Origin of the sequence: Kibdelosporangium banguiense, assembly GCF_017876405.1 — a bacterium.
GTDB lineage: Bacteria > Actinomycetota > Actinomycetes > Mycobacteriales > Pseudonocardiaceae > Kibdelosporangium > Kibdelosporangium banguiense.
In genome coordinates, this window is record NZ_JAGINW010000001.1 from 5,084,643 (window position 1) to 5,102,808 (window position 18,166).

At 66.5% G+C, this 18,166-nt stretch carries 21 protein-coding genes and 1 pseudogene; 13 read left to right on the plus strand and 9 right to left on the minus strand.

What is annotated here, in order from left to right:
* Nucleotides 1-10: 10 nt before the first annotated feature.
* The 3 genes from JOF56_RS24115 to JOF56_RS24125 are packed head-to-tail and all read left to right on the plus strand — an operon-like array spanning nucleotide 11 to nucleotide 2,614.
* The gene (locus JOF56_RS24115; protein WP_209641803.1) at nucleotides 11-1,120 is read left to right on the plus strand and encodes a branched-chain amino acid ABC transporter permease; all 1,110 of its coding nucleotides are present in this window, start codon (nucleotides 11-13) and stop codon (nucleotides 1,118-1,120) included.
* 47 nt (nucleotides 1,121-1,167) lie between these two features.
* Nucleotides 1,168-1,908: an ABC transporter ATP-binding protein gene (locus tag JOF56_RS24120; protein WP_209648446.1), complete on the plus strand. Its 741-nt coding sequence runs from the start codon at nucleotides 1,168-1,170 to the stop codon at nucleotides 1,906-1,908.
* Complete coding sequence (locus JOF56_RS24125) at nucleotides 1,898-2,614, plus strand: ABC transporter ATP-binding protein (protein ID WP_209641804.1); 717 nt, start codon at nucleotides 1,898-1,900, stop codon at nucleotides 2,612-2,614. The genes JOF56_RS24120 and JOF56_RS24125 overlap by 11 nt, the downstream gene beginning before the upstream one ends.
* Nucleotides 2,615-2,673: 59 nt before the next feature.
* Here JOF56_RS24125 and JOF56_RS24130 read toward each other — a convergent pair whose 3' ends face one another.
* Nucleotides 2,674-3,216: a DUF4352 domain-containing protein gene (locus JOF56_RS24130; protein ID WP_209641805.1), complete on the minus strand. Its 543-nt coding sequence runs from the start codon at nucleotides 3,214-3,216 to the stop codon at nucleotides 2,674-2,676.
* 126 nt (nucleotides 3,217-3,342) lie between these two features.
* Between JOF56_RS24130 and JOF56_RS24135 the strand changes: the two genes are divergently transcribed.
* Nucleotides 3,343-4,131: an alpha/beta hydrolase family protein gene (locus JOF56_RS24135; RefSeq protein ID WP_209641806.1), complete on the plus strand. Its 789-nt coding sequence runs from the start codon at nucleotides 3,343-3,345 to the stop codon at nucleotides 4,129-4,131.
* 62 nt (nucleotides 4,132-4,193) lie between these two features.
* Here the strand turns inward: JOF56_RS24135 and tnpA are convergent.
* Nucleotides 4,194-4,432: pseudogene (tnpA, locus tag JOF56_RS24140) on the minus strand (IS200/IS605 family transposase); the annotation flags it as partial.
* Between the two features lie 10 nt (nucleotides 4,433-4,442).
* Here tnpA and JOF56_RS24145 point away from each other — a divergent pair.
* Entirely contained in the window at nucleotides 4,443-4,685 is a 243-nt protein-coding gene (locus tag JOF56_RS24145) for a zinc ribbon domain-containing protein (RefSeq protein ID WP_209648447.1), read from the plus strand.
* A 160-nt stretch (nucleotides 4,686-4,845) separates the two neighbouring features.
* Nucleotides 4,846-5,331, plus strand: a complete 486-nt coding sequence (locus JOF56_RS24150) for an SgcJ/EcaC family oxidoreductase (protein WP_209641808.1) — start codon at nucleotides 4,846-4,848, stop codon at nucleotides 5,329-5,331.
* Here JOF56_RS24150 and JOF56_RS24155 read toward each other — a convergent pair.
* Both JOF56_RS24155 and JOF56_RS24160 read right to left on the minus strand, forming a co-directional pair.
* Nucleotides 5,328-6,251, minus strand: coding sequence for a LysR family transcriptional regulator (locus tag JOF56_RS24155; RefSeq protein WP_209641809.1), 924 nt, complete (start codon nucleotides 6,249-6,251; stop codon nucleotides 5,328-5,330). The two genes, JOF56_RS24150 and JOF56_RS24155, sit on opposite strands and share 4 nt — an antisense overlap.
* Nucleotides 6,252-6,668 (minus strand): PaaI family thioesterase, encoded by a 417-nt coding sequence (locus JOF56_RS24160; RefSeq protein ID WP_307855799.1) that lies wholly within the window; start codon nucleotides 6,666-6,668, stop codon nucleotides 6,252-6,254.
* Between the two features lie 88 nt (nucleotides 6,669-6,756).
* On the opposite strand from JOF56_RS24160, the gene polA reads away from it, so the two are divergent.
* From polA to JOF56_RS24175, 3 genes are all read left to right on the plus strand, one after another.
* Nucleotides 6,757-9,444: a DNA polymerase I gene (gene polA, locus JOF56_RS24165; protein ID WP_307855237.1), complete on the plus strand. Its 2,688-nt coding sequence runs from the start codon at nucleotides 6,757-6,759 to the stop codon at nucleotides 9,442-9,444.
* 107 nt (nucleotides 9,445-9,551) lie between these two features.
* On the plus strand, nucleotides 9,552-9,923 hold the full coding sequence (locus JOF56_RS24170; protein WP_209648450.1) for a helix-turn-helix transcriptional regulator: 372 nt from the start codon (nucleotides 9,552-9,554) through the stop codon (nucleotides 9,921-9,923).
* A 10-nt stretch (nucleotides 9,924-9,933) separates the two neighbouring features.
* Entirely contained in the window at nucleotides 9,934-10,365 is a 432-nt protein-coding gene (locus JOF56_RS24175) for a VOC family protein (RefSeq protein ID WP_209641810.1), read from the plus strand.
* Here the strand turns inward: JOF56_RS24175 and JOF56_RS24180 are convergent.
* Nucleotides 10,322-11,104: a TetR/AcrR family transcriptional regulator gene (locus tag JOF56_RS24180; protein WP_209641811.1), complete on the minus strand. Its 783-nt coding sequence runs from the start codon at nucleotides 11,102-11,104 to the stop codon at nucleotides 10,322-10,324. The two genes, JOF56_RS24175 and JOF56_RS24180, sit on opposite strands and share 44 nt — an antisense overlap.
* A 72-nt stretch (nucleotides 11,105-11,176) precedes the next feature.
* On the opposite strand from JOF56_RS24180, the gene JOF56_RS24185 reads away from it, so the two are divergent.
* Genes JOF56_RS24185 through JOF56_RS24200 form a run of 4 tightly spaced genes read left to right on the plus strand, consistent with a single transcriptional unit; the run spans nucleotide 11,177 to nucleotide 14,136 of the window.
* A complete protein-coding gene (locus tag JOF56_RS24185; RefSeq protein WP_209641812.1) occupies nucleotides 11,177-12,121 on the plus strand; it encodes an ATP-binding cassette domain-containing protein in 945 nt (314 codons plus the stop codon).
* Nucleotides 12,118-12,942: an ABC transporter permease gene (locus tag JOF56_RS24190; protein WP_209641813.1), complete on the plus strand. Its 825-nt coding sequence runs from the start codon at nucleotides 12,118-12,120 to the stop codon at nucleotides 12,940-12,942. The genes JOF56_RS24185 and JOF56_RS24190 overlap by 4 nt, the downstream gene beginning before the upstream one ends.
* Before the next feature lie 9 nt (nucleotides 12,943-12,951).
* Entirely contained in the window at nucleotides 12,952-13,596 is a 645-nt protein-coding gene (bluB, locus tag JOF56_RS24195; protein ID WP_209641814.1) for a 5,6-dimethylbenzimidazole synthase, read from the plus strand.
* 9 nt (nucleotides 13,597-13,605) lie between these two features.
* Nucleotides 13,606-14,136: a Rossmann-fold NAD(P)-binding domain-containing protein gene (locus JOF56_RS24200; protein ID WP_209641815.1), complete on the plus strand. Its 531-nt coding sequence runs from the start codon at nucleotides 13,606-13,608 to the stop codon at nucleotides 14,134-14,136.
* On the opposite strand, the gene JOF56_RS24205 is transcribed toward JOF56_RS24200, so the two are convergent.
* Genes JOF56_RS24205 through JOF56_RS24220 form a run of 4 tightly spaced genes read right to left on the minus strand, consistent with a single transcriptional unit; the run spans nucleotide 14,133 to nucleotide 18,086 of the window.
* Nucleotides 14,133-15,671 carry an alkaline phosphatase D family protein gene (locus JOF56_RS24205; RefSeq protein WP_209641816.1) on the minus strand — a complete coding sequence of 513 codons (1,539 nt, stop codon included), beginning with the start codon at nucleotides 15,669-15,671 and terminating at the stop codon, nucleotides 14,133-14,135. The two genes, JOF56_RS24200 and JOF56_RS24205, sit on opposite strands and share 4 nt — an antisense overlap.
* Nucleotides 15,672-15,689: 18 nt before the next feature.
* Nucleotides 15,690-16,319 (minus strand): SH3 domain-containing protein, encoded by a 630-nt coding sequence (locus JOF56_RS24210; protein ID WP_209641817.1) that lies wholly within the window; start codon nucleotides 16,317-16,319, stop codon nucleotides 15,690-15,692.
* A 44-nt stretch (nucleotides 16,320-16,363) separates the two neighbouring features.
* Nucleotides 16,364-17,596 carry a WD40/YVTN/BNR-like repeat-containing protein gene (locus JOF56_RS24215; protein WP_209641818.1) on the minus strand — a complete coding sequence of 411 codons (1,233 nt, stop codon included), beginning with the start codon at nucleotides 17,594-17,596 and terminating at the stop codon, nucleotides 16,364-16,366.
* Nucleotides 17,589-18,086 (minus strand): SigE family RNA polymerase sigma factor, encoded by a 498-nt coding sequence (locus JOF56_RS24220; RefSeq protein ID WP_209641819.1) that lies wholly within the window; start codon nucleotides 18,084-18,086, stop codon nucleotides 17,589-17,591. Before JOF56_RS24220 ends, JOF56_RS24215 begins: the two co-directional genes overlap by 8 nt.
* Nucleotides 18,087-18,166: the final 80 nt, after the last annotated feature.

The following is an 18,166-nucleotide window of genomic DNA, read 5'->3' on the forward strand; positions in this document are numbered from 1 at the left end:
GGGGCGAGAAGTGACACAGAGTTCGAACCCCTTCAAGGTCATCGGTCACCAGATCGACAAACTCAGGGACTGGTGGGCCGACGCGCCGCACTGGCAGCGCTGGATCGTCTACATCGCACTGATCGTCGGCGCGCTGATCCTGCCCGCCCCTGCGATCGGCGCGTTCATGTCGCCCGGTGCGGACTGGGTGACGGTGCTGATCGACCCGATCGGCACGTACATCCTGATGGCCGTCGGACTGAACATCGTGGTCGGCATGGCCGGCCTGCTGGACCTCGGGTACGTCGCCTTCTTCGCCATCGGCGGTTACTCGCTGGCCTACTTCGGCACCAAGTACGGCTGGGACTTCTGGTACACGCTGGTGGTCGGCGTGCTGATCACGGCCGTCTCCGGCGTCGTCCTCGGTGCGCCGACGCTGCGCCTGCGCGGTGACTACCTCGCGATCGTGACGCTCGGCTTCGGTGAGATCGTCCGGATCACGGCCAACAACACCAAGGAGATCGGCGCCGCCAACGGCATCTTCGGCATCCCGCACCCGCCGCCGATGTTCGGCACCGAGTTCGCCCTGGACCCGGCGCCGTACTACTACCTGATCGTCGGCGCGATCGTGCTGATGATCGTGGTGTCCAAGCGGCTGGAGAAGAGCCGCGTGGGCCGGGCGTGGACGGCGATCCGCGAGGACGAGGACGCGGCCGAGCTGATGGGCGTGCCGACGTTCAAGTTCAAGCTGCTGGCCTTCGCGATGGGCGCGATGATCGGTGGTGTGGCCGGCACGGTCTGGGCCGGCAAGGTCATCTTCATCGCACCGACGAACTTCCCGTTCATCCTCTCCGCGACGATCCTCGCCGCGGTGGTGCTCGGTGGCGCCGGCAACCTGCCCGGTGTCATGCTCGGCGCGTTCGTGATCGCGTGGCTGCCGGAGATCTCACGTGAGGTCAAGGAATACCGCGTGCTCGTGTTCGGTGCCGTGCTCGTCGTCATCATGGCGTTCCGGCCGGAAGGCCTGTGGCCGTCCCGGCAGAGACGTGCTGAACTGCATGAGGGAACAGGTGGCATGGGCGCACTCGGCGCGGAAGTCTCCGGACCGGACTCCCAGGCCTCCGAGGAGGTGACCAAGTGACCGACGTGCTCAACGGCCAGCCGTTGCTCGAGATCGACAAGGTCGTCATGCGGTTCGGTGGTGTGGTCGCCCTCAAAGAGGCGAACCTGACCATCAACAAGGGTGAGATCTTCGCCCTGATCGGCCCCAACGGCGCGGGCAAGACCACGGTCTTCAACGTGGTCACCGGTGTCTACAAGCCGACCGAGGGACAGATCCGGTTCGCCGGCGCCCGCATCGACGGCAACAAGCGCTACAAGATCACCAAGCTGGGCATCGCCCGCACGTTCCAGAACATCCGGCTGTTTCACAACATGTCGGCGCTGGAGAACGTGATGGTCGGTGCGGACGCGCACCACCGCACCGGCGCGTTCGGTGCCATCTTCGGGATGCCTTGGCACTACAAGGAGCGCAAGCAGGGCCAGGAACTGGCCAAGGAGCTGCTGGACTTCGTCGGCATCCCCAAGCGGATGCACGAGGCGGCCAAGAACCTGCCCTACGGTGACCAGCGCAGGCTGGAGATCGCCCGGGCACTGGCCACCGATCCCAAGCTGATCCTGCTCGACGAGCCCGCCGCGGGCATGAACCCGGCGGAGAAGAAGGCGCTGCAGGACCTGATCCGCAAGATCAGGGACTCGGGCCGGACCGTGCTGCTCATCGAGCACGACATGGGACTGGTGATGGACATCAGCGACCGGATCGCGGTGCTGGACTTCGGCCAGCTCATCGCCGAGGGCCTGCCGCACGAGGTGCAGCAGAACCCGAAGGTCATCGAGGCATACCTGGGAGCTGGCGCCGATGCTTCTTGAGGTGCAGGGCATCAATGTCCACTATGGAAAGATCGCGGCGCTCAAGGGTGTTTCGCTCGAGGTGGACGAGGGCGAGATCGTCACGCTGATCGGCGCCAACGGCGCGGGCAAGACGACCACGCTCAAGACCATCTCCGGGCTGCGGCCGTTGACCAGCGGCGCGATCCGCTTCAAGGGCCAGGACATCTCCAAGGTGCCCGGCCACAAACGGGTCATCCTGGGCATCGGGCAGTCACCGGAAGGCCGGGGCATCTTTCCCGGCATGACGGTGCTGGAGAACCTGATGATGGGTGCGTACGCCCGCAAGGACGACGTGTCCAAGCAGCTGGAAGAGGTCTTCGAGCTGTTCCCGCGGCTGGCCGAGCGCAAGTCGCAGTTCGGCGGCACGATGTCCGGCGGTGAGCAGCAGATGCTCACGATCGGGCGCGCGCTGATGACCAACCCGAGCGTGCTGCTGCTCGACGAGCCGTCGATGGGCCTGGCCCCGCTGCTGATCCAGCAGATCTTCGAGATCATCCAGACGATCAACGCTCGCGGCACCACCGTGCTGCTGGTCGAGCAGAACGCCCAGCAGGCGCTGAGCATCGCGCACCGCGCGTACGTCCTGGAGACCGGCATGGTCGTGAAGTCGGCCCCGGCTCAGGAACTGCTGCACGACCCGGCTGTCCGGGCCGCCTACCTCGGCGGTGACCTCGGCCTGCACTGACAGGTACCGGCACACAGCCCGCCCGGCCACGCCGGGCGGGCTGTTGTCGTTCTGCCGTTCTACGTCAGGGGGATGTCGGTGCCGGTGGCGTCGTCCTGGTCGGTCAGCGTCTTGCCGCCGAACACCTTGAGCGCCTTGGGTTGCGCGTCTTTCGGGATGTCGTAGTACAGGTCGAACTCGAGCCGGACGTTGGCACCGAGCACGAACTGGTCGGGCTGCCGTTTCACCGTCATGGCCGGGTCGTCGGGGACGTGGGTGGCGCCGTCCTGCGTGACGAGCAACTGTTTGCGCGTGTCGAAGTCGACGTTGGTGCGGCCGGTGTTCGTGGCGGCGACCCTGATCCGGTAGAAGACGCCTTTGGCGTCGAAGTCGATGTGGCTGCCGGTCAGGCTGGGCAGCTTGGGGGTGATGCCGACAAGGACGAACTCTGTTTCGCCGTCCTGCTTGGCGGGAAGTTTCAGCGGCGTCTCGTCCGGCCGGGCCGTGCGCGGGCTCAGCTCGTAGGTCGGCCGGCTGGACGTGGTCGTGGGCGTCGGTGCGGGGTCGCTGGGCGAGCAACCGGCCAGCATCAGAATGGCCGCGACAATTAAGGCGGGACGCATGGGAACAATCTACCGCTGGTAAGCAAGTACAACCGGTGGTTGTCACCAAGGCCTGCAAGGCTGTTGGACGTAACGCTTTACCAGGCTGTTTGCTGTACATATCAGCCGAACAGCAAGGAGTTGGACATGACGGTCACGGGTATCGCAACTGGAGTTCCGTTCGTGGCGCTGCCGCCGTCGGGTGTTGACGGGCCCGCGCCACTGGTGGTCACCTGGCACCTGATGGACCCGCCACGCAGCGAGGTCGCGATGGCCGCAGCGCTGCCCATGAACGGCGTGCCGGCCTGGCGTGTCTACTTCGGACTTCCGATGTCCGGCCGCCGCGCTCTGCCCGGCGGCGACGAGGAGTTCTTCGGGCTCGCCGCGCAGGACGCCGTGCTCAATGTGTTCGGGCCGATGACCGATCAGGCTGTGGCCGAGTTCCCGGCCGCGGTGGCGGATCTGCGCAGGCAACTGTCTATTTCGGACGCGCCGATCGGGGTCGCGGGCGGCTCGGCGGGATCGATGGTCGCCTACGAGGTGATCGCCAGGGCCGACGTGCCGATCGCGGCAGGCGCAGTGGTCAGCCCGGTGTCGCAGCTCGCGCCGGTGATCGCGGCCAACGCCAGGCATTTCGACATCACCTACACCTGGACCGACGAGTCGCGTGCCATCGCGGAGCACTACGACTTCGTGCGCCGGGCCGACGAGATCAACGTGCCGTTGCTCATCGTGGCAGGCGCGGAGGACGACATCGCCGTCCGTGAACCCGCTGAGCTGGCGCACAATGGCATCGCACAGTCCGAACTCGTGATGATTCCGGGCATGGGGCACGCGCTCGCTGACGGACCCGGCGTCGAAGCCGCGCCGCAGAACGCGGACGCACAGCGTGTGGACGCCGAGTTCACGCGATGGTTCAAGAAACTAGTCGCTTGATTCCAGTTGTTCGGGGCCGGGAAGATGTGCTCTTTGCTCATGGTGGTGTGGAGCATCGCCCGCTAGTCGGTGCGTTGTTGTTGGTCGATGTACTCCTTGATGATCGACAAGGGTGCTCCGCCGCAGGAGGCGGCGAAGTAGGACGGGGACCAGAAGGTCCGCCCAATAGGTATTGGCGGACGTGGGTGGGGAACTCGCGGCGTAGACGGTGTGAGGACACGCCCTTGAGACTGTTGACCAGACGCGACAGGGCAACCTGGGGCGGGTAGTGCACCAGCAGGTGGACATGGTCGGTCTCACCGTGGGCCTTCATCGCCTACAAGGCCCAGCGCGCCGGAGTACCCCTGGCCCTGGTGGACCCGCGCGAGACCTCCCGCACCTGCTCCGAGTGCGGCCATGTCGACAAGCGCAACCGGCCCAGTCAGGCTGTATTCGCCTGCCAAGCCTGCCGCTACACCGCGAACGCCGACCACAACGCTTCCCGCAACATCGGCCGTAAGGCCGAGACCGCGTGGAACGCGGGGCGGCAGTCATCCGCCCCTACAGCCGCCTAGCCGGTTGTTGGACGCGGCCGGCCACACCACAGCCAGTGGTGCCCGAGCCGCAAGCTCGGCCCTTCAGAGCCGAGAAGCTGACGAAGTACCTCTGAAGTTGACGCGCGGTTACAACTCTGGGGTGACGATGCGGGCGTGACCGCGCTCCTAGCTTGATTTCATGCGCACTCGAATCGCGGCCGCCGTGGGGGCGGCCATCCTGACAGTAGTGGCATCAGCAGCTTCGCCCCAGGCTCAAACCGTTGACAGCAAGGGGGATCTCGCCGCGTTCGACCGGATTCTCCAGCAGCAGCACGATGCCTGGTACGAGGAGGACGGCGCCAAGTTCGCGGCCACGTTCACCAAGGACGCGGATCTGGTGACCTTCAACGGTGACCACCTGACCACCCGTGAGGGCATTGCCAAGGGCATGCAGTACTACTTCGACAAGTACATCGACCACACCCAGCTCAAGGACGTCGACCAGCACATCCGGTTCGCCGGCCCGAACATGGCCGTGATCGTGCGGACCAGCTGCCAGCTTGTCCCGCCGAGCACCGAGTGCCGCCCGGATTCGTTGTCCCGCAACACGAATGTCCTGGTCAAACGAAACGGAAAGTGGTTGCAGGAGTCCTTCCAGAACACCCGTGTGGTGCCGTTGCCTTAGGGCACCCAGGACGTGACCGGATCGCGGTCGCACCAGCCCTCTGCCCTGCTTGTCCTGTCTGCCGAGGCAAGCAGCTGGCGGAGGGCTGTGCGCAGCTTGCCCTTGCGCCACACGATCGACCACGGGAACAGCGGCAACGGCGCGAACGGCAGCACGCGCAGATTCAAATCCCGTGGCAGTTCCATGTCCGCGCCGACCAGCGTCACACGAGGCTTGCCGTACCGGGCCTGTTCCAGGGTGTGCCGCAGGTCGTAGCTGATGCCGCTGTGATCCATCCGCAGCCCGAGCCGTTCACCCATCAGTCTGGTGAACCGGTGCCACTCGGTCGGGCTTTCCCGGCCTGGCAGCCACAGCCCTTCGTCCTTCAGATCGTCGATGTGGATCGCGTCCTGACCGGCGAGGACGTGCTCCGGCGGCAGCAGGGCCAGCAAGGGTTCCAGCCGGATCACGCGGTGGTCGAGTTCGTCGGGGACAGGCCCGCCGATGCCGTGCACCCAGCCGAAGGCGACGTCCAGTTCGCCCTTCAGCAACGGGCCGATCGCCTTGTCCAGGCCGCCCAGGGCGCTGCGGTCGACGCGGAGCTCCGGGTCCTGCTCGGCGAGCTTGCGCAGGATGGACATCGGGGCGAGCCGGTAGTCCAGCAGGTCGAGCCGGAGCGGCTGGTCACCGAGAGCGGCGACCGCCGCGTCGGCGACCCGGATCAGCTCACGGGCGTGCGGCAGGAACTTCCGGCCGTCCTCGGTCAGCTCGACCGACCGGTTGGACCGGACGAACAGCTGTGTGGCCAGCACCTCCTCCAGCCGCCTGATCCGTTTGGACAGCGCCTGCTGGGTGACGAACAGGGCCTGCGCGGCCCGGCTGAAGTGCCGCTGGTCGGCGGTCACCACGAACGCCCTGACCTGGGCCAGGTCGAGATCCACTCACTTGCCCGGCAGCTTGTCGAGCACCATGCAGGTCAGCCGCGCCGTGCAGGTCCGCCTGCCCTCCTCGTCGCTGATCACGATCTCGACCGTGGCCGTGCTGCGGCCGATGTGCAGAGGCGTGGCGACCGCTGTGACCAGGCCTTCCTTCACGCCGCGGTGGTGGGTGCACGACAGTTCCAGGCCGACCGTGGGACGGCCGCCTGACTTCAGCGCCGCGCACGTCGACCCGGCGGCCTCGGCCAGCACCGCGTTCGCCCCGCCGTGCATCAGGCCGTACGGCTGGCGATTGCCCTTGACGGGCATTGTCGCCACGACCCGGTCGGGGTTCCAGTCGACGATCTCGATGCCCATCTTGTCGTTGAGCTGCTCGACCAGCTGACCAGCGGCCTCGCTGTAGTCCTCTGCCAACGCCACGCCTTTCGAAAGTTTCAGCACGCAACCACTTGCCAGCCTAAGCAAGGCGGGCACAGAACTGTCGGTGGGTCGGCCTAGAGTAGTCCGCGTGGCAGACCAGCAGCGACTTCTCCTGATAGATGGCCACTCGATGGCCTACCGAGCGTTCTACGCCCTGCCGAAGGAGAACTTCCAGACCGGCACAGGGCAGCACACCAATGCCGTTTTCGGGTTCACCTCGATGCTGATCAACCTCATGCGCGACGAGAAGCCGACGCACATCGCGGTGGCGTTCGACCTCTCCCGCAAGACCTTCCGCAGTGAGCGGTACACCGAGTACAAGGCCAACCGGAGCGCCACGCCGGACGAGTTCAAAGGCCAGGTCAGTCTCATCGAGGACGTGCTGGGCGCGTTGAAGATCCAGATGCTGACCAAGGAGAACTACGAGGCCGACGACATCATCGCCACGCTGGCCACCCAGGCGGAGGCCGAGGGCGGCTTCGACGTGCTCATCTGTACCGGCGACCGGGACGCGTTGCAGCTGGTCACCCCGCACACGACGGTGCTGTACCCGTCGCGTGGCGTCTCGGAGATGACCCGGTTCACCCCGGAGGCGGTCGAGGCGAAGTACGGCCTGACGCCGGCCCAGTACCCCGACTTCGCCGCGCTGCGGGGCGACCCCTCGGACAACCTGCCGAAGGTCCCCGGTGTGGGGGAGAAGACGATCACCAAGTGGATCCAGGAGTACGGCTCGCTGGCCGGCCTGGTCGACCGGGTCGACGAGGTGCGCGGCAAGGTGGGTGACAACCTTCGGGCGAACCTGTCCTCGGTGATGATGAACCGGGAGCTCACCCAGCTGGTGCGGGATCTCGATCTGCCCGCCAAACCGGTCGACCTCGCGGCTCAGGCGTGGGACCGGGAGGCCGTGCACCGGTTGTTCGACGAGCTGGAGTTCCGTGTGCTGCGGGACCGGCTGTTCGACTCGCTGTCCACTCCGGAACCCGAGGCCGAAGCCGGTTTCGAGATCACGCCGGCGACGGTGGCCGAGGGCGGCCTCGGCGCGTGGCTGGCCGAACACGCTGGTCCAGGCCGTCGGACCGGCATGTCGTTCCGTCACACGGGCCTGCCCGGAGCGGTGGACCTTTTGTCAATAGCCGTGGCCGGAATCGACGGGGACGGAACCTTCGTCGATGTCACGACGTTGAGCGAAGGAGACGAGCGCGCGCTGACCGCTTGGCTGGCCGATCCCGCGGTGCCGAAGGTCGGGCACGCCGTGAAGCTGGCGCTGCACGGGCTCACTCAGCGCGGGTGGAAGCTGGCCGGTCTCGTGATGGACACCGAGCTGGCCGCCTATCTGGTGCGCCCCGGTCAGCGGTCCTTCTCCCTCGACGACCTTGTGATGCGGCACTTGAAGCGTGAGCTGCGCGTGGAGGAGGTCGAGGGCGAGAAGCAGCTGTCCATGTTCGACGAGGCCGACGAGAGCGAGAAGCTCGCCGCTGCCGAGCTCGTCCGCGCGCGGGCCGTGGCCGAGCTGGCCGAGGTGCTGGCCGGCGAGGTCGAGGCGACCGGCGGCGAGAAGCTGCTCGCCGAGATGGAACTGCCGCTGCAGCAGGTGCTCGCCGAGCTGGAGGGCATCGGTATCTGCATCGACATGGAGCACCTCGCCTCGCTGGAGGCGCACTTCGCCGCGCGCGTGAAGCAGGCGGCGCAGGACGCGTACGGCGTGATCGGCAAGGAGATCAACCTCGGCTCGCCCAAGCAGCTTCAGGTCGTGCTGTTCGACGAGCTGCAGATGCCCAAGACCAAGAAGACCAAGACCGGCTACACCACCGACGCGGACGCGCTGACCACGCTGTTCGAGACCACCGCGCATCCGTTCCTGCAGCACCTGCTGGAGCACCGGGACGCCAGCAAGCTCAAGACCACTGTGGACGGCCTGATCAAGTCGGTGGCCGACGACGGCCGCATCCACACGACTTACAACCAGACGATCGCGGCCACCGGCCGGCTGTCGTCGGAGGCGCCGAACCTGCAGAACATTCCGATCAGGACGGACGAGGGCCGCCGCATCCGCGACGCCTTCGTGGTCGGCGCCGGGTACGACGATCTGATGACGGCCGACTACTCGCAGATCGAAATGCGGATCATGGCCCACCTTTCGGGTGACGAGGGCCTGGTCGAGGCGTTCAACTCGGGTTTCGACTTCCACGCCGCCACCGCCGCGCACGTCTTCACCGTCGAGCCGACCGAGGTCTCCGGCGCGCAGCGGGCCAAGGTCAAGGCGATGAACTACGGCCTGGCTTACGGTCTGTCGGCTTATGGCCTGTCGCAGCAGCTCCGGATCTCCACCGAAGAGGCCCGCGGGCTGATGGAGGAGTACTTCGAGCGGTTCGGCGGTGTCCGCGACTATCTCACGTCCGTTGTGGACAAAGCACGCCGCGAGGGCTACACCGAGACCATCTTCGGCCGCCGCCGTTACCTGCCGGATCTGAACTCCGACAACCGGCAGCGCCGCGAGATGGCCGAGCGGATGGCCCTCAACGCCCCGATCCAGGGCAGCGCCGCCGACATCATCAAAGTCGCGATGCTCAACGTGCAGCACAAACTCACGCAAGCCGGCTTGAAGTCCCGGATGCTCCTGCAGGTGCACGACGAACTCGTCCTCGAGGTCACCGCGTCCGAACGCGACACCGTCGAGCAGCTCGTCCGCGACGGCATGGGCAGCGCCTACCAGCTTGATGTCCCCCTCGATGTCTCTGTCGGATTCGGCCGTTCCTGGAACGACGCGGCACATTGACGCAGTCAGCCGCCCAGTCCGCCCGCCGCGGTCGATCCGCGGCGGGAAAGCCTGGTGCGGTCGTCAAAGTGCCTGCTGTGGTGCATTTGCGGCGGGCAAAGGACTTGATGGACCGGGAGTACGCGTCCGCGTTGGGCATCGACGACCTGGCGCGGTCGGCCGGGTGCTCGCGGTATCACTTCGTGCGGTCGTTCCGGGCCGCGTACGGGGAAACGCCGGGGCGGTATCTGACCATGCGGCGGATCGAGCGGGCAAAGGACCTGCTGCGGTCGGCGAACCTGACTGTCACCGAGATCTGCATGCTGGTCGGGTTTTCCAGTTTGGGCTCGTTCTCGAGCCGGTTCACCGCGGTCGTCGGGATGCCGCCGTCGCAATACCGGGCCGCTCATCCCGCGGCCGCGCCCATCCCCGGGTGTTTCCTGATGACGTGGACACGGCCCGCAATTTTGGAGAAGGCGAGCCCGGCCGGGCCGGACTAGCGTTCCGGCCATGATCACACGATTCAGCCACAGCACCATCTGGGTTCTCGACCAGGCCGCGGCCAAGGAGTTCTACACCAAGACCCTGGGCTTCGTGGTCCGCGACGAGGTGACCACCGACTTCTTCAGCTGGCTCACCGTCAGCCCGCCTGACCAGGCCGACATCCGGCTTGTGCTGATGGAGCCGGGCAGCCCGGCACACGACCCGGAGACCGAGGCGCAGATCCGGTCCCTGATCGCCAAGGGCGCGCTCGGCGGCGGCGTTTTCGACACCGACGACTGCCGCAAGACCTACGAGCAGCTTTCCGCGGCCGGTGTCGTCTTCACCCAGGAACCCGCCGAACGCCCGTACGGCGTCGAAGCCGTCTTCCGCGACGACTCAGGCAACTGGTTCAGCCTCACTGAACGCCGGGGGTGGGACCCCGAGAAGCCTTTTGCCTGACGTTGATCAGGGTTTCGATGCCGTCGAGGACTCGTTGCAGGCCGAAATCGAAGGATGTGGCCGCCATCTCCTGGAAGACGTCCTCAGTCAGGCCGGCCATCAGCGGGTAGTTCCCCGTGCTCAACATCTCGACCAGGAACGGTTCGTGCGCGGCCCAGAACTGTTCGTCAGTCACGCCGGTGCGTTCGGCGGCTTGGCCTGCGTCGATCTCGTTGCGGGTCGCGCCGATGACATAGCCGTCGACCAGGCCGATGACGTTGAGCATCTCGGCGCCGGTCAGGCCAGTGCCGGTGAGCACCTCCAACGACCGCTCGAAGCTGGCCAGCACGTTCGGGCCGAGCATCGGCCGGGCCTGTGAGATCTGCAGCAACCACTTGTGTTTCAGGTGCAGTTCCCGGGTGCCGCGGGCGAGCTTCTCCAGGTTCTCCCGCCAGGTGCCTTCGCCGACGTCCACCCAGCTGGCTTCGTCGGCGTAGACCAGGTCGAGCATGACTTCGACGAGCTCGGCCTTGCTGGGGACATAGCGGTAGAGCGACATCGTGCCGACGCCGAGATGCTTGGCCACGCGCCGCATCGAGAGGGCGGTCAGCCCTTCGGCGTCGGCCAGCTCGATACCCGCCTGGGCGATCCGGTCGACCGTCAGGCTCGGTTTGGGGCCTCTGCTCGGCCGCTCCTGCCTTCGCCAGAGCAACTTCAAGCTGATGGACAGGTCGCCGCTACCGCCGTATTCGGTACTCATTTGCCGCCCATCATAAAACTGGGTACGGTGTACTAAATAGCGAGTACGGTGTACTCAGTTTGGAGGGCAAGGGTGAGTCCTGCGGTCCTCGCGGAAGGACTACACAAGAGATATCGGGACACCAAAGCGCTGGACGGCTTTGACCTGAAGGTTTCGCAGGCAACCGTCTGCGGACTGCTCGGGCCGAACGGGGCGGGCAAGACCACCGCGGTGCGGATTCTGTCCACACTGCTCGACTTCGACGAAGGCCACGCCGAGGTGGCCGGGTTCGACGTGGTGCGCCAGGCGTCCGAGGTCCGATACCGGATCGGCCTGGGCAGCCAGGAAACCGCGATCGACGAGATCATCACCGCACGCGACAACCTGGTGATGTTCGGCAGGCTGTACCACCTGAGCGCCAAGGTGGCCAGGCGTCGCGCGGACGAGCTGCTCGAACAGTTCAACCTCACCGACGCGGCGCACAAGTCGCCCAGGCAGTACTCCGGCGGCATGCGCAGGCGGCTGGACCTGGCCGCGAGCCTGATCATGGCACCGCCGGTGATCTTCCTCGACGAGCCCACCACCGGGCTGGATCCGCGTAACCGCAACGAAGTCTGGGAGGCGTTGCGCGCACTGGTGACCGGCGGCACCACCGTGCTGCTGACCACGCAGTACCTGGAAGAGGCGGATCAGCTCGCCAACCAGATCGTCGTGATCGACACCGGCAAGGTCATCGCCGAGGGGACACCCGCCCAGCTGAAGTCCCAGATCGGCGGCGACCAGATCGACGTTGTCCTGCACGACATCGCCGACATGCCCAAAACGACCTCGATCATCGAAGCGATCGCGGGCAGCACAGCCGAGACCGACGAGGACAACCGGCGGATCTCCGCACCGGTCACCAACCGCGTCGCCGCGCTGAGCAGCGTTGCCCGGGCACTGGAGGACGCAAGTATCCAGGCCGAGGACATCGGACTGCGCAAACCGACACTCGACGAAGTATTCCTCCGCCTGACCGGACAGAAGGTGGCGGCATGATTCTGAATCCGGTTATTCCCAGAACTCCGTGGGAACGTGCGAAATGGGGCGTGATCGACGCGTGGGTGGTGACCCGGCGCGATCTGACGCATTGGGTGCGGCAGCCTACGCAGATCATCGCCGGGTTGATGTTTCCGATCGTTTCGGTGCTGTTGTTCGGGTATGTCTTCGGTAGTGCGATGAATGTGCCGGGTGGGGGGAACTATCGCGAGTTTCTGATGCCCGGGATGTTCGGGCAGGCGATGATGTTCGGCATCGGCACGACGATGACCGCTGTGGTGACCGACAAGGTTCTGGGCATCACCAATCGGTTTCGGTCGATGCCGATGGCGCGGTCCGGTGTTGTGGTCGGCCGCAGTCTGGCCGACATGCTCAACTCTGTGCTCGATCTTGTGGTGCTTGTCCTCTGCGGACTGATTGTCGGGTGGACGTGGCACGGCGGGTTCGGCGCGATGCTGGCCGCACTTGGCTTGCTGCTGTTGCTGCGGTTCGCGTTCATCTGGATCGGGATCTATGTCGGGTTGCTGCTGCCCAACGCGGAGAGCGGTGCGGCCGCGTGGGGGTTGCTGTTCCCGTTGTCGATGATTGCCAACACGTTTGTGGCGCCGCAGATGATGCCGAGCTGGCTGGGGGTCATCGCCGAGTGGAATCCGTTGTCCGCGACTGTGGGCGCGGCTCGTGAGCTGTTCGGGAATCCGGGTATGGGCGGGGTCACTTGGGCTTCGCAGAACCCCGTGTTGCTGGCGATTCTGTGGCCGGTCGCGCTGATCGCGATCTTCCTGCCGCTGTCGGTCCGGCGCTACCGCAAGCTGGGCCGCTAACGTCCAGGCGTGGATCTTTATCAGGTGATAGGCAGGCGGCGTGATGTCCGGGCCGAGTTCACGGGACACCCGGTGGACGACGAGGTCCTCCACCGGGTGCTGGCCGCGGCGCACGCCGCCCCGAGCGTCGGGCTGAGCCAGCCGTGGGATTTCGTGCTGGTTCGCGATCCGGCTACCCGTAAGGCTTTTCAGGAGCATGTCGCGGGGGAGCGGGACGTGTTCGCGGCCGGGTTGAGCCGACAGCAGGCCGAGACGTTCGGTCGGATCAAGATCGAGGGCATCCTGGAGTCGACGTTATCGATCGTCGTTACCTACGACCCGCAGCGCGGTTCACCCGCGGTCCTGGGCAGGCACGCGATCGCGGACGCCGGGCTGTACTCGGTGTGCCTGGCGATCCAGAATCTCTGGCTCGCGGCCACCGCCGAGGGCCTGGGTGTCGGCTGGGTCAGTTTCTATCGCGAGGAATTCCTGTCCGGCCTGCTGGGGATTCCGGCACCGATCCGGCCGGTGGCCTGGCTGTGCGTGGGACCTGTCTCGCAGACGCACAGCACACCCGACCTGGAACGACACGGATGGCGTAAACGCCTTCCTCTGTCGGACGTTCTGCACGACGAGAGATTCGGTCAATCTTGCGGAATCAGGCTGCCTGGGTAGCCTGAAGCGATGCCGCAACGCCGCGCGCTAGTCCTTGGTGGTACCGGAATGCTTGCCGGGTGCGTGCAAACGCTGACCGAAGAGGGCTGGCAGGTGGTGTCGCCCAGCCGGCGGCGCCCGCCGGACACGCACGGCGCCATCTGGGTCCAGGCCGACTGGTCGCAGCCCGACGAGTTGGCCGAGCGCGCGCACATCGCCCTCGGTGGCCTCGCGGACCTGCTTGTCGCCTGGGTGCACGGCAGTTTCCGGGTGCCGGTCCTGCGATCGGTCAGCCCGCTGCTCACCGAGGACTGCCCGGTGGTCGAAGTGCACGGCAGTGCGTCGGCCAATCCTGTGCAGGGATGCCCGGAACCGGTTCTGTCCGGGCATCCCACGCAGCAGGTCGTCCTCGGCTTCCTGCGTAACGCCGGCCGCACGCGGTGGCTGACGCACCGGGAGACGTCAGCCGGCGTGCTGTCGGCGGTGCGCCGAGCGCTGGAAGGCCGTCAGCACGCCGTCCACCAGGTCGGCGAGTTCCGTCCGTGGACGGCTTTGCATTAGAGCTTCTGCAGACCGCGAGTGCCCGCCTGGATGGCGTAGCTGGCGTCGGCCTTGATCGTGACCTTGGCCGGGTCACGCTCCAGGGCGTTCGACACGACCATGAAGTCCGCCCTGGTCTGCTGCGGAGTCGCGGTCACGCGCACATACCCGCGCTGATTCTTGTTGTACTTGACGTGCGGGTTGCGGGAGAACCAGGTCGCGTCGGGCGGGCCGCCGGTACCCGGGTTGCTGGTCACCGAGGTGGTGACGAGTTCCGAGCCGACGATCGGGTCGCTGTGGTCGAAGTAGTCCTGCCGCAGGTCGGCGGCCCAGTGCCGGTGCACGTCCCCGGTGAGCACGATCGGGTTGGGCACACCGCGGTCGACCCAGCCCTTGGTGATCCGGTCGCGGGAGGCCTCGTAGCCGTTCCACGAGTCCGGCGACTCGCAGGTGGCGCGGTCGCCGTCGCCGTCGCGGGATGCGAAGAACACTTGCTGGCCAAGGAAATCCCAGGTCGCGGGATGCGTTTCGAACGCGTTCAGCAGCCATTGTTCCTGTGCGCTACCGGTGAGCGTGCGGGACGTGTTCCGCATGGCGGTGCAGTCCGTGGCGCCGGCCTGCGTGCTGCGGTACTGCCGCGTGTCCATCATGTGGAAGCGTGCGAGGTTGCCCCACAGGAACTGCCGGTACAGCTTGATCGTCGAACCGACCGGCTTGGCGGTCGACCTGATCGGCGTGTTCTCGTAGAAAGCCTGGAACGCCAACGCTTTGCGTGCGGCAGTCGCCGGGGACGTGCCGGCGTTCCAGTTGTTGACCACCTCGTGGTCGTCGAACACGATCATCCACGGCGCCGCCGCGTGCGCGGCCTGAAGATCGGCATCGGTCTTGTGCTGGGCGTGCCTGGCCCGGTAGATCGCCAGAGTGGTGGTCTCGGCGGGCACCGCGAGGCCACGTACCTTCTCGGCGGCAGCCCGTCCGGACGGCTTCTCGTAGATGTAGTCGCCCAGGAACAGGATCAGGTCCGGGTTGTCCGCGGCCACGCCACGATGCGCGTGGTACCAGCCTTCTTCCCAGTGCTGGCAGGACAAAAAGCCGAACTTCAGCTGGTTGACCGCGGCGCCGAGCGCGGGCGCGGTCCTGGTCCGGCCGACCGGGGAGATGTGGCCGCCCGCCTTGAACCGGTAGAAGTACTGCCGCGCCGGCTCAAGCCCGGCCGGTTCGACGTGCACGCTGTGCCCGATGGCCCGGGTCGTGGCCACGGTTCCGCGCTGCGCGATCGAGGTGAAACCGGCGTCGTCGGCCAGTTCCCACTCCACGTCGTAGGTCGCGTCCGGCATCCCGCCGAAACCGTCCGGGTTCAGCGGCGCCGGAGCCAGTCTCGTCCACAGCACCACGCTGTCGGGCAACGGATCGCCGGAGCCGACGCCGAGCTGGAACGGATCCCGGATCGCCGGAGCGGCCGCGGTCGTGCGCGCGTTCGCCCACGCCGGAAGCGCGGCGGTGCTCGCCGCCGCGACTCCGCCAAGCAGTACCAGTCGCCGATTCAGTTGAGCCATAACAGGTTTTCCTCCAGATCAGGCGACGTAGTCGGTGATGCCGTTGCTGCATGCTTCCAGCGTGGGAGTCGTGGAATAGTCGGCGATACAGACCTTGTAATAGACCCAGTCGCCCGATGGGACATTCGTGGCGCGATCCGTACTGGTTCCGTTGCCGTTGGAATTCCACGCGTAAAGCGGGCCGACGCCGCCCTTGAGCCAGTACGCCACCACCGCGGATTTCCCGTCGGCATCACGGTCGTACACCAGGAAATGCCCGTTGCTGGACTTGAATTGCCCTTCCCCCGCGCAGATTCCGGTGGAGCATTCCGCGCTGCCGGTGCCGACTCCACACTCGGGCGCGGCCTGCCCTTGCACGTAGGCGTGGGACACGTAACCGCCGAGCGCGGGGATGTAGTCCCAGCGCGAGGTCGTGCCCAGGTGGCCGGTCACGGAGATGCCGGTGGTCTGGCAGTCGATGGTCACTGCCCGGCCGTTGGCCGCGCTGCCCACGATGGTCGAGCTGGTGGTCGGTGCCCGGCGCACGTTGACGGGGTCGCCGGCGGTGGAAATGGTGCCGGTGGCCGCGAACGCCGGGGCCGCCCCGGCCAGGATCAGCCCGACCACCGCTATGAGCACAGCGCCGAGCCGCTTCGGGGTAGGTCTCATCCGCCGGAGTGTTCCGGGGCGACATATATAAGCCGTACAAACGACTATTCGGGTACCGGAATACGTACCGGATGCCAGGTGATGCCGTCAGAGGACAGGAAGAACTGCCCGGTCGTCCCTGAATCCGCGGATGTCGACAGATATCCGGCGCGCGTCCAGTCAATTGTCCCGTTCGGCGGGGTGGTGCGAGGTGTCTGCAAGGTGAAGCTTTTCGCGCCGTCGGTACTGACCCAGACCTCGCCTGGCTGGGTGATCCAGAGACTCCCGTCGGCCCCGGCGACCGGCGTGCCCAGTACGCGGGCGGGCTGTTTGCCCTCGGACGCCTCCCAGGTCCGGGTCCAGGAGACGCCGTGATCAGTGCTGCGGAAGATCGCGACGAGCTCGGACTTCTCCGGATTGGTCACCGTCGCGTAGCTCGCGGTGGACGTGGACACCACGGTGACCTTCGGGTAGTAGGACGTGATCTTGCTCGCCGGTGGCGGGGTGAACGGGGGCAACGGCGTGACCTGCCAGGTAAGCCCCCGATCCCGGGTCGAGGCGACGACGGGCTGACGGGTGCGTGGATCGCTGCCGGCGACCCAGCGAGCGCCGTTGGCGTCCGGATAGGGCTGGCACCAGGTCAGCTCGATCGGTGGCTGGTTGGCCAGTTTCGCGCTCTGCCCGGACTCGCCGAGCATCGCGATCACGGCGCCGTCGCGGCATTGGCCGAGGTTGGGCGGTATGGCCATTGTCTCCAGTACGGCGTCCGGCGGGATCTGCTGGATGGTGGTGTCCGGGCGGACCTGGACGGGCACCCAGGTGCGGCCGCTGTCCTTGCTGAAATAGCGGTCGGCCGAGCTGACCCGGTAGTCCTCGATCACCACGCTGCTGTTGCCCAATGCGATCACTCGGTCGAAGTTGCCGTTGTCGGCGACCTCGACCGGCGGCACGGTGCGCTTCACCCAGTTCTGGCCGTCCGAGGTCGACATGAACCACGGGTCGCATTGTTGCTCACTCGGCACGCACACCCGGCCGAGCGCGAAACCGCTGCCGATTTCGAAGTAGTCATACGACAGCATGTGACTGCGGTTGGGTACGGCCGGTGCCGCCGATTCCGGTGCCTGCAGGAACGGCCACATGCCCAGCGCGACGATCACGGCGATCACCGCGGTCACCTGGGCCTGCTGGCGTCGCGTCCGGCGGCGGCCACGCTTGATCATGTCCTTGGTGGCGGGCTGCCGGACCGAGTCGTGCAGCTGCCGGCGCAGGCCGGTCAGTTCTGAGTCGAGATCACGCATTCTCCACCTCCCGGTCCACACCGAGCGTGACGGCGAGCGCCGCACGCGCCCGGGACAGCCGGGATTTCACAGTTCCCACAGGAATCGACAGGGCCAGCGCGACTTCGTCGACCGGCATGTCGGCCAGATAGTGCAGGACGACAACAGCACGGTGATCGTAGGTCAGGCCTTTGATCGCCGCGTGCAGGTCCGCGTGCTCGCCGGTGACGTCGGGCGGTGGCACCGGCTGAACCGGGATCTCCCGGCGCAGCAACCGGTCCAGTGCACGCCTGCGACGCCAACGCCGCCGCGCGAGGTTGATCGCCACCGTGTACAACCACGCTTCCGGGTTGTCGGTCGCGATCACCCGGCGGCGCCGGCTGTAGGCGATCGCGAAGGCCTCCTGCGCCAGCTCCTCCGCGTCCCCGAGGTCGCCCACCAAGCTGTACGTCGCCACCACGATGCGCCGGTACGAGGTCTCATACAGCTCGGCGAACCACTGGTCGGACACCTCTCGCCCCCCTTCCCGGCGGTGGTGGTGGTTGCGACCGGAGGCCCGGACATCTGGCCCCAGCGGGCTTCCGATCGCAA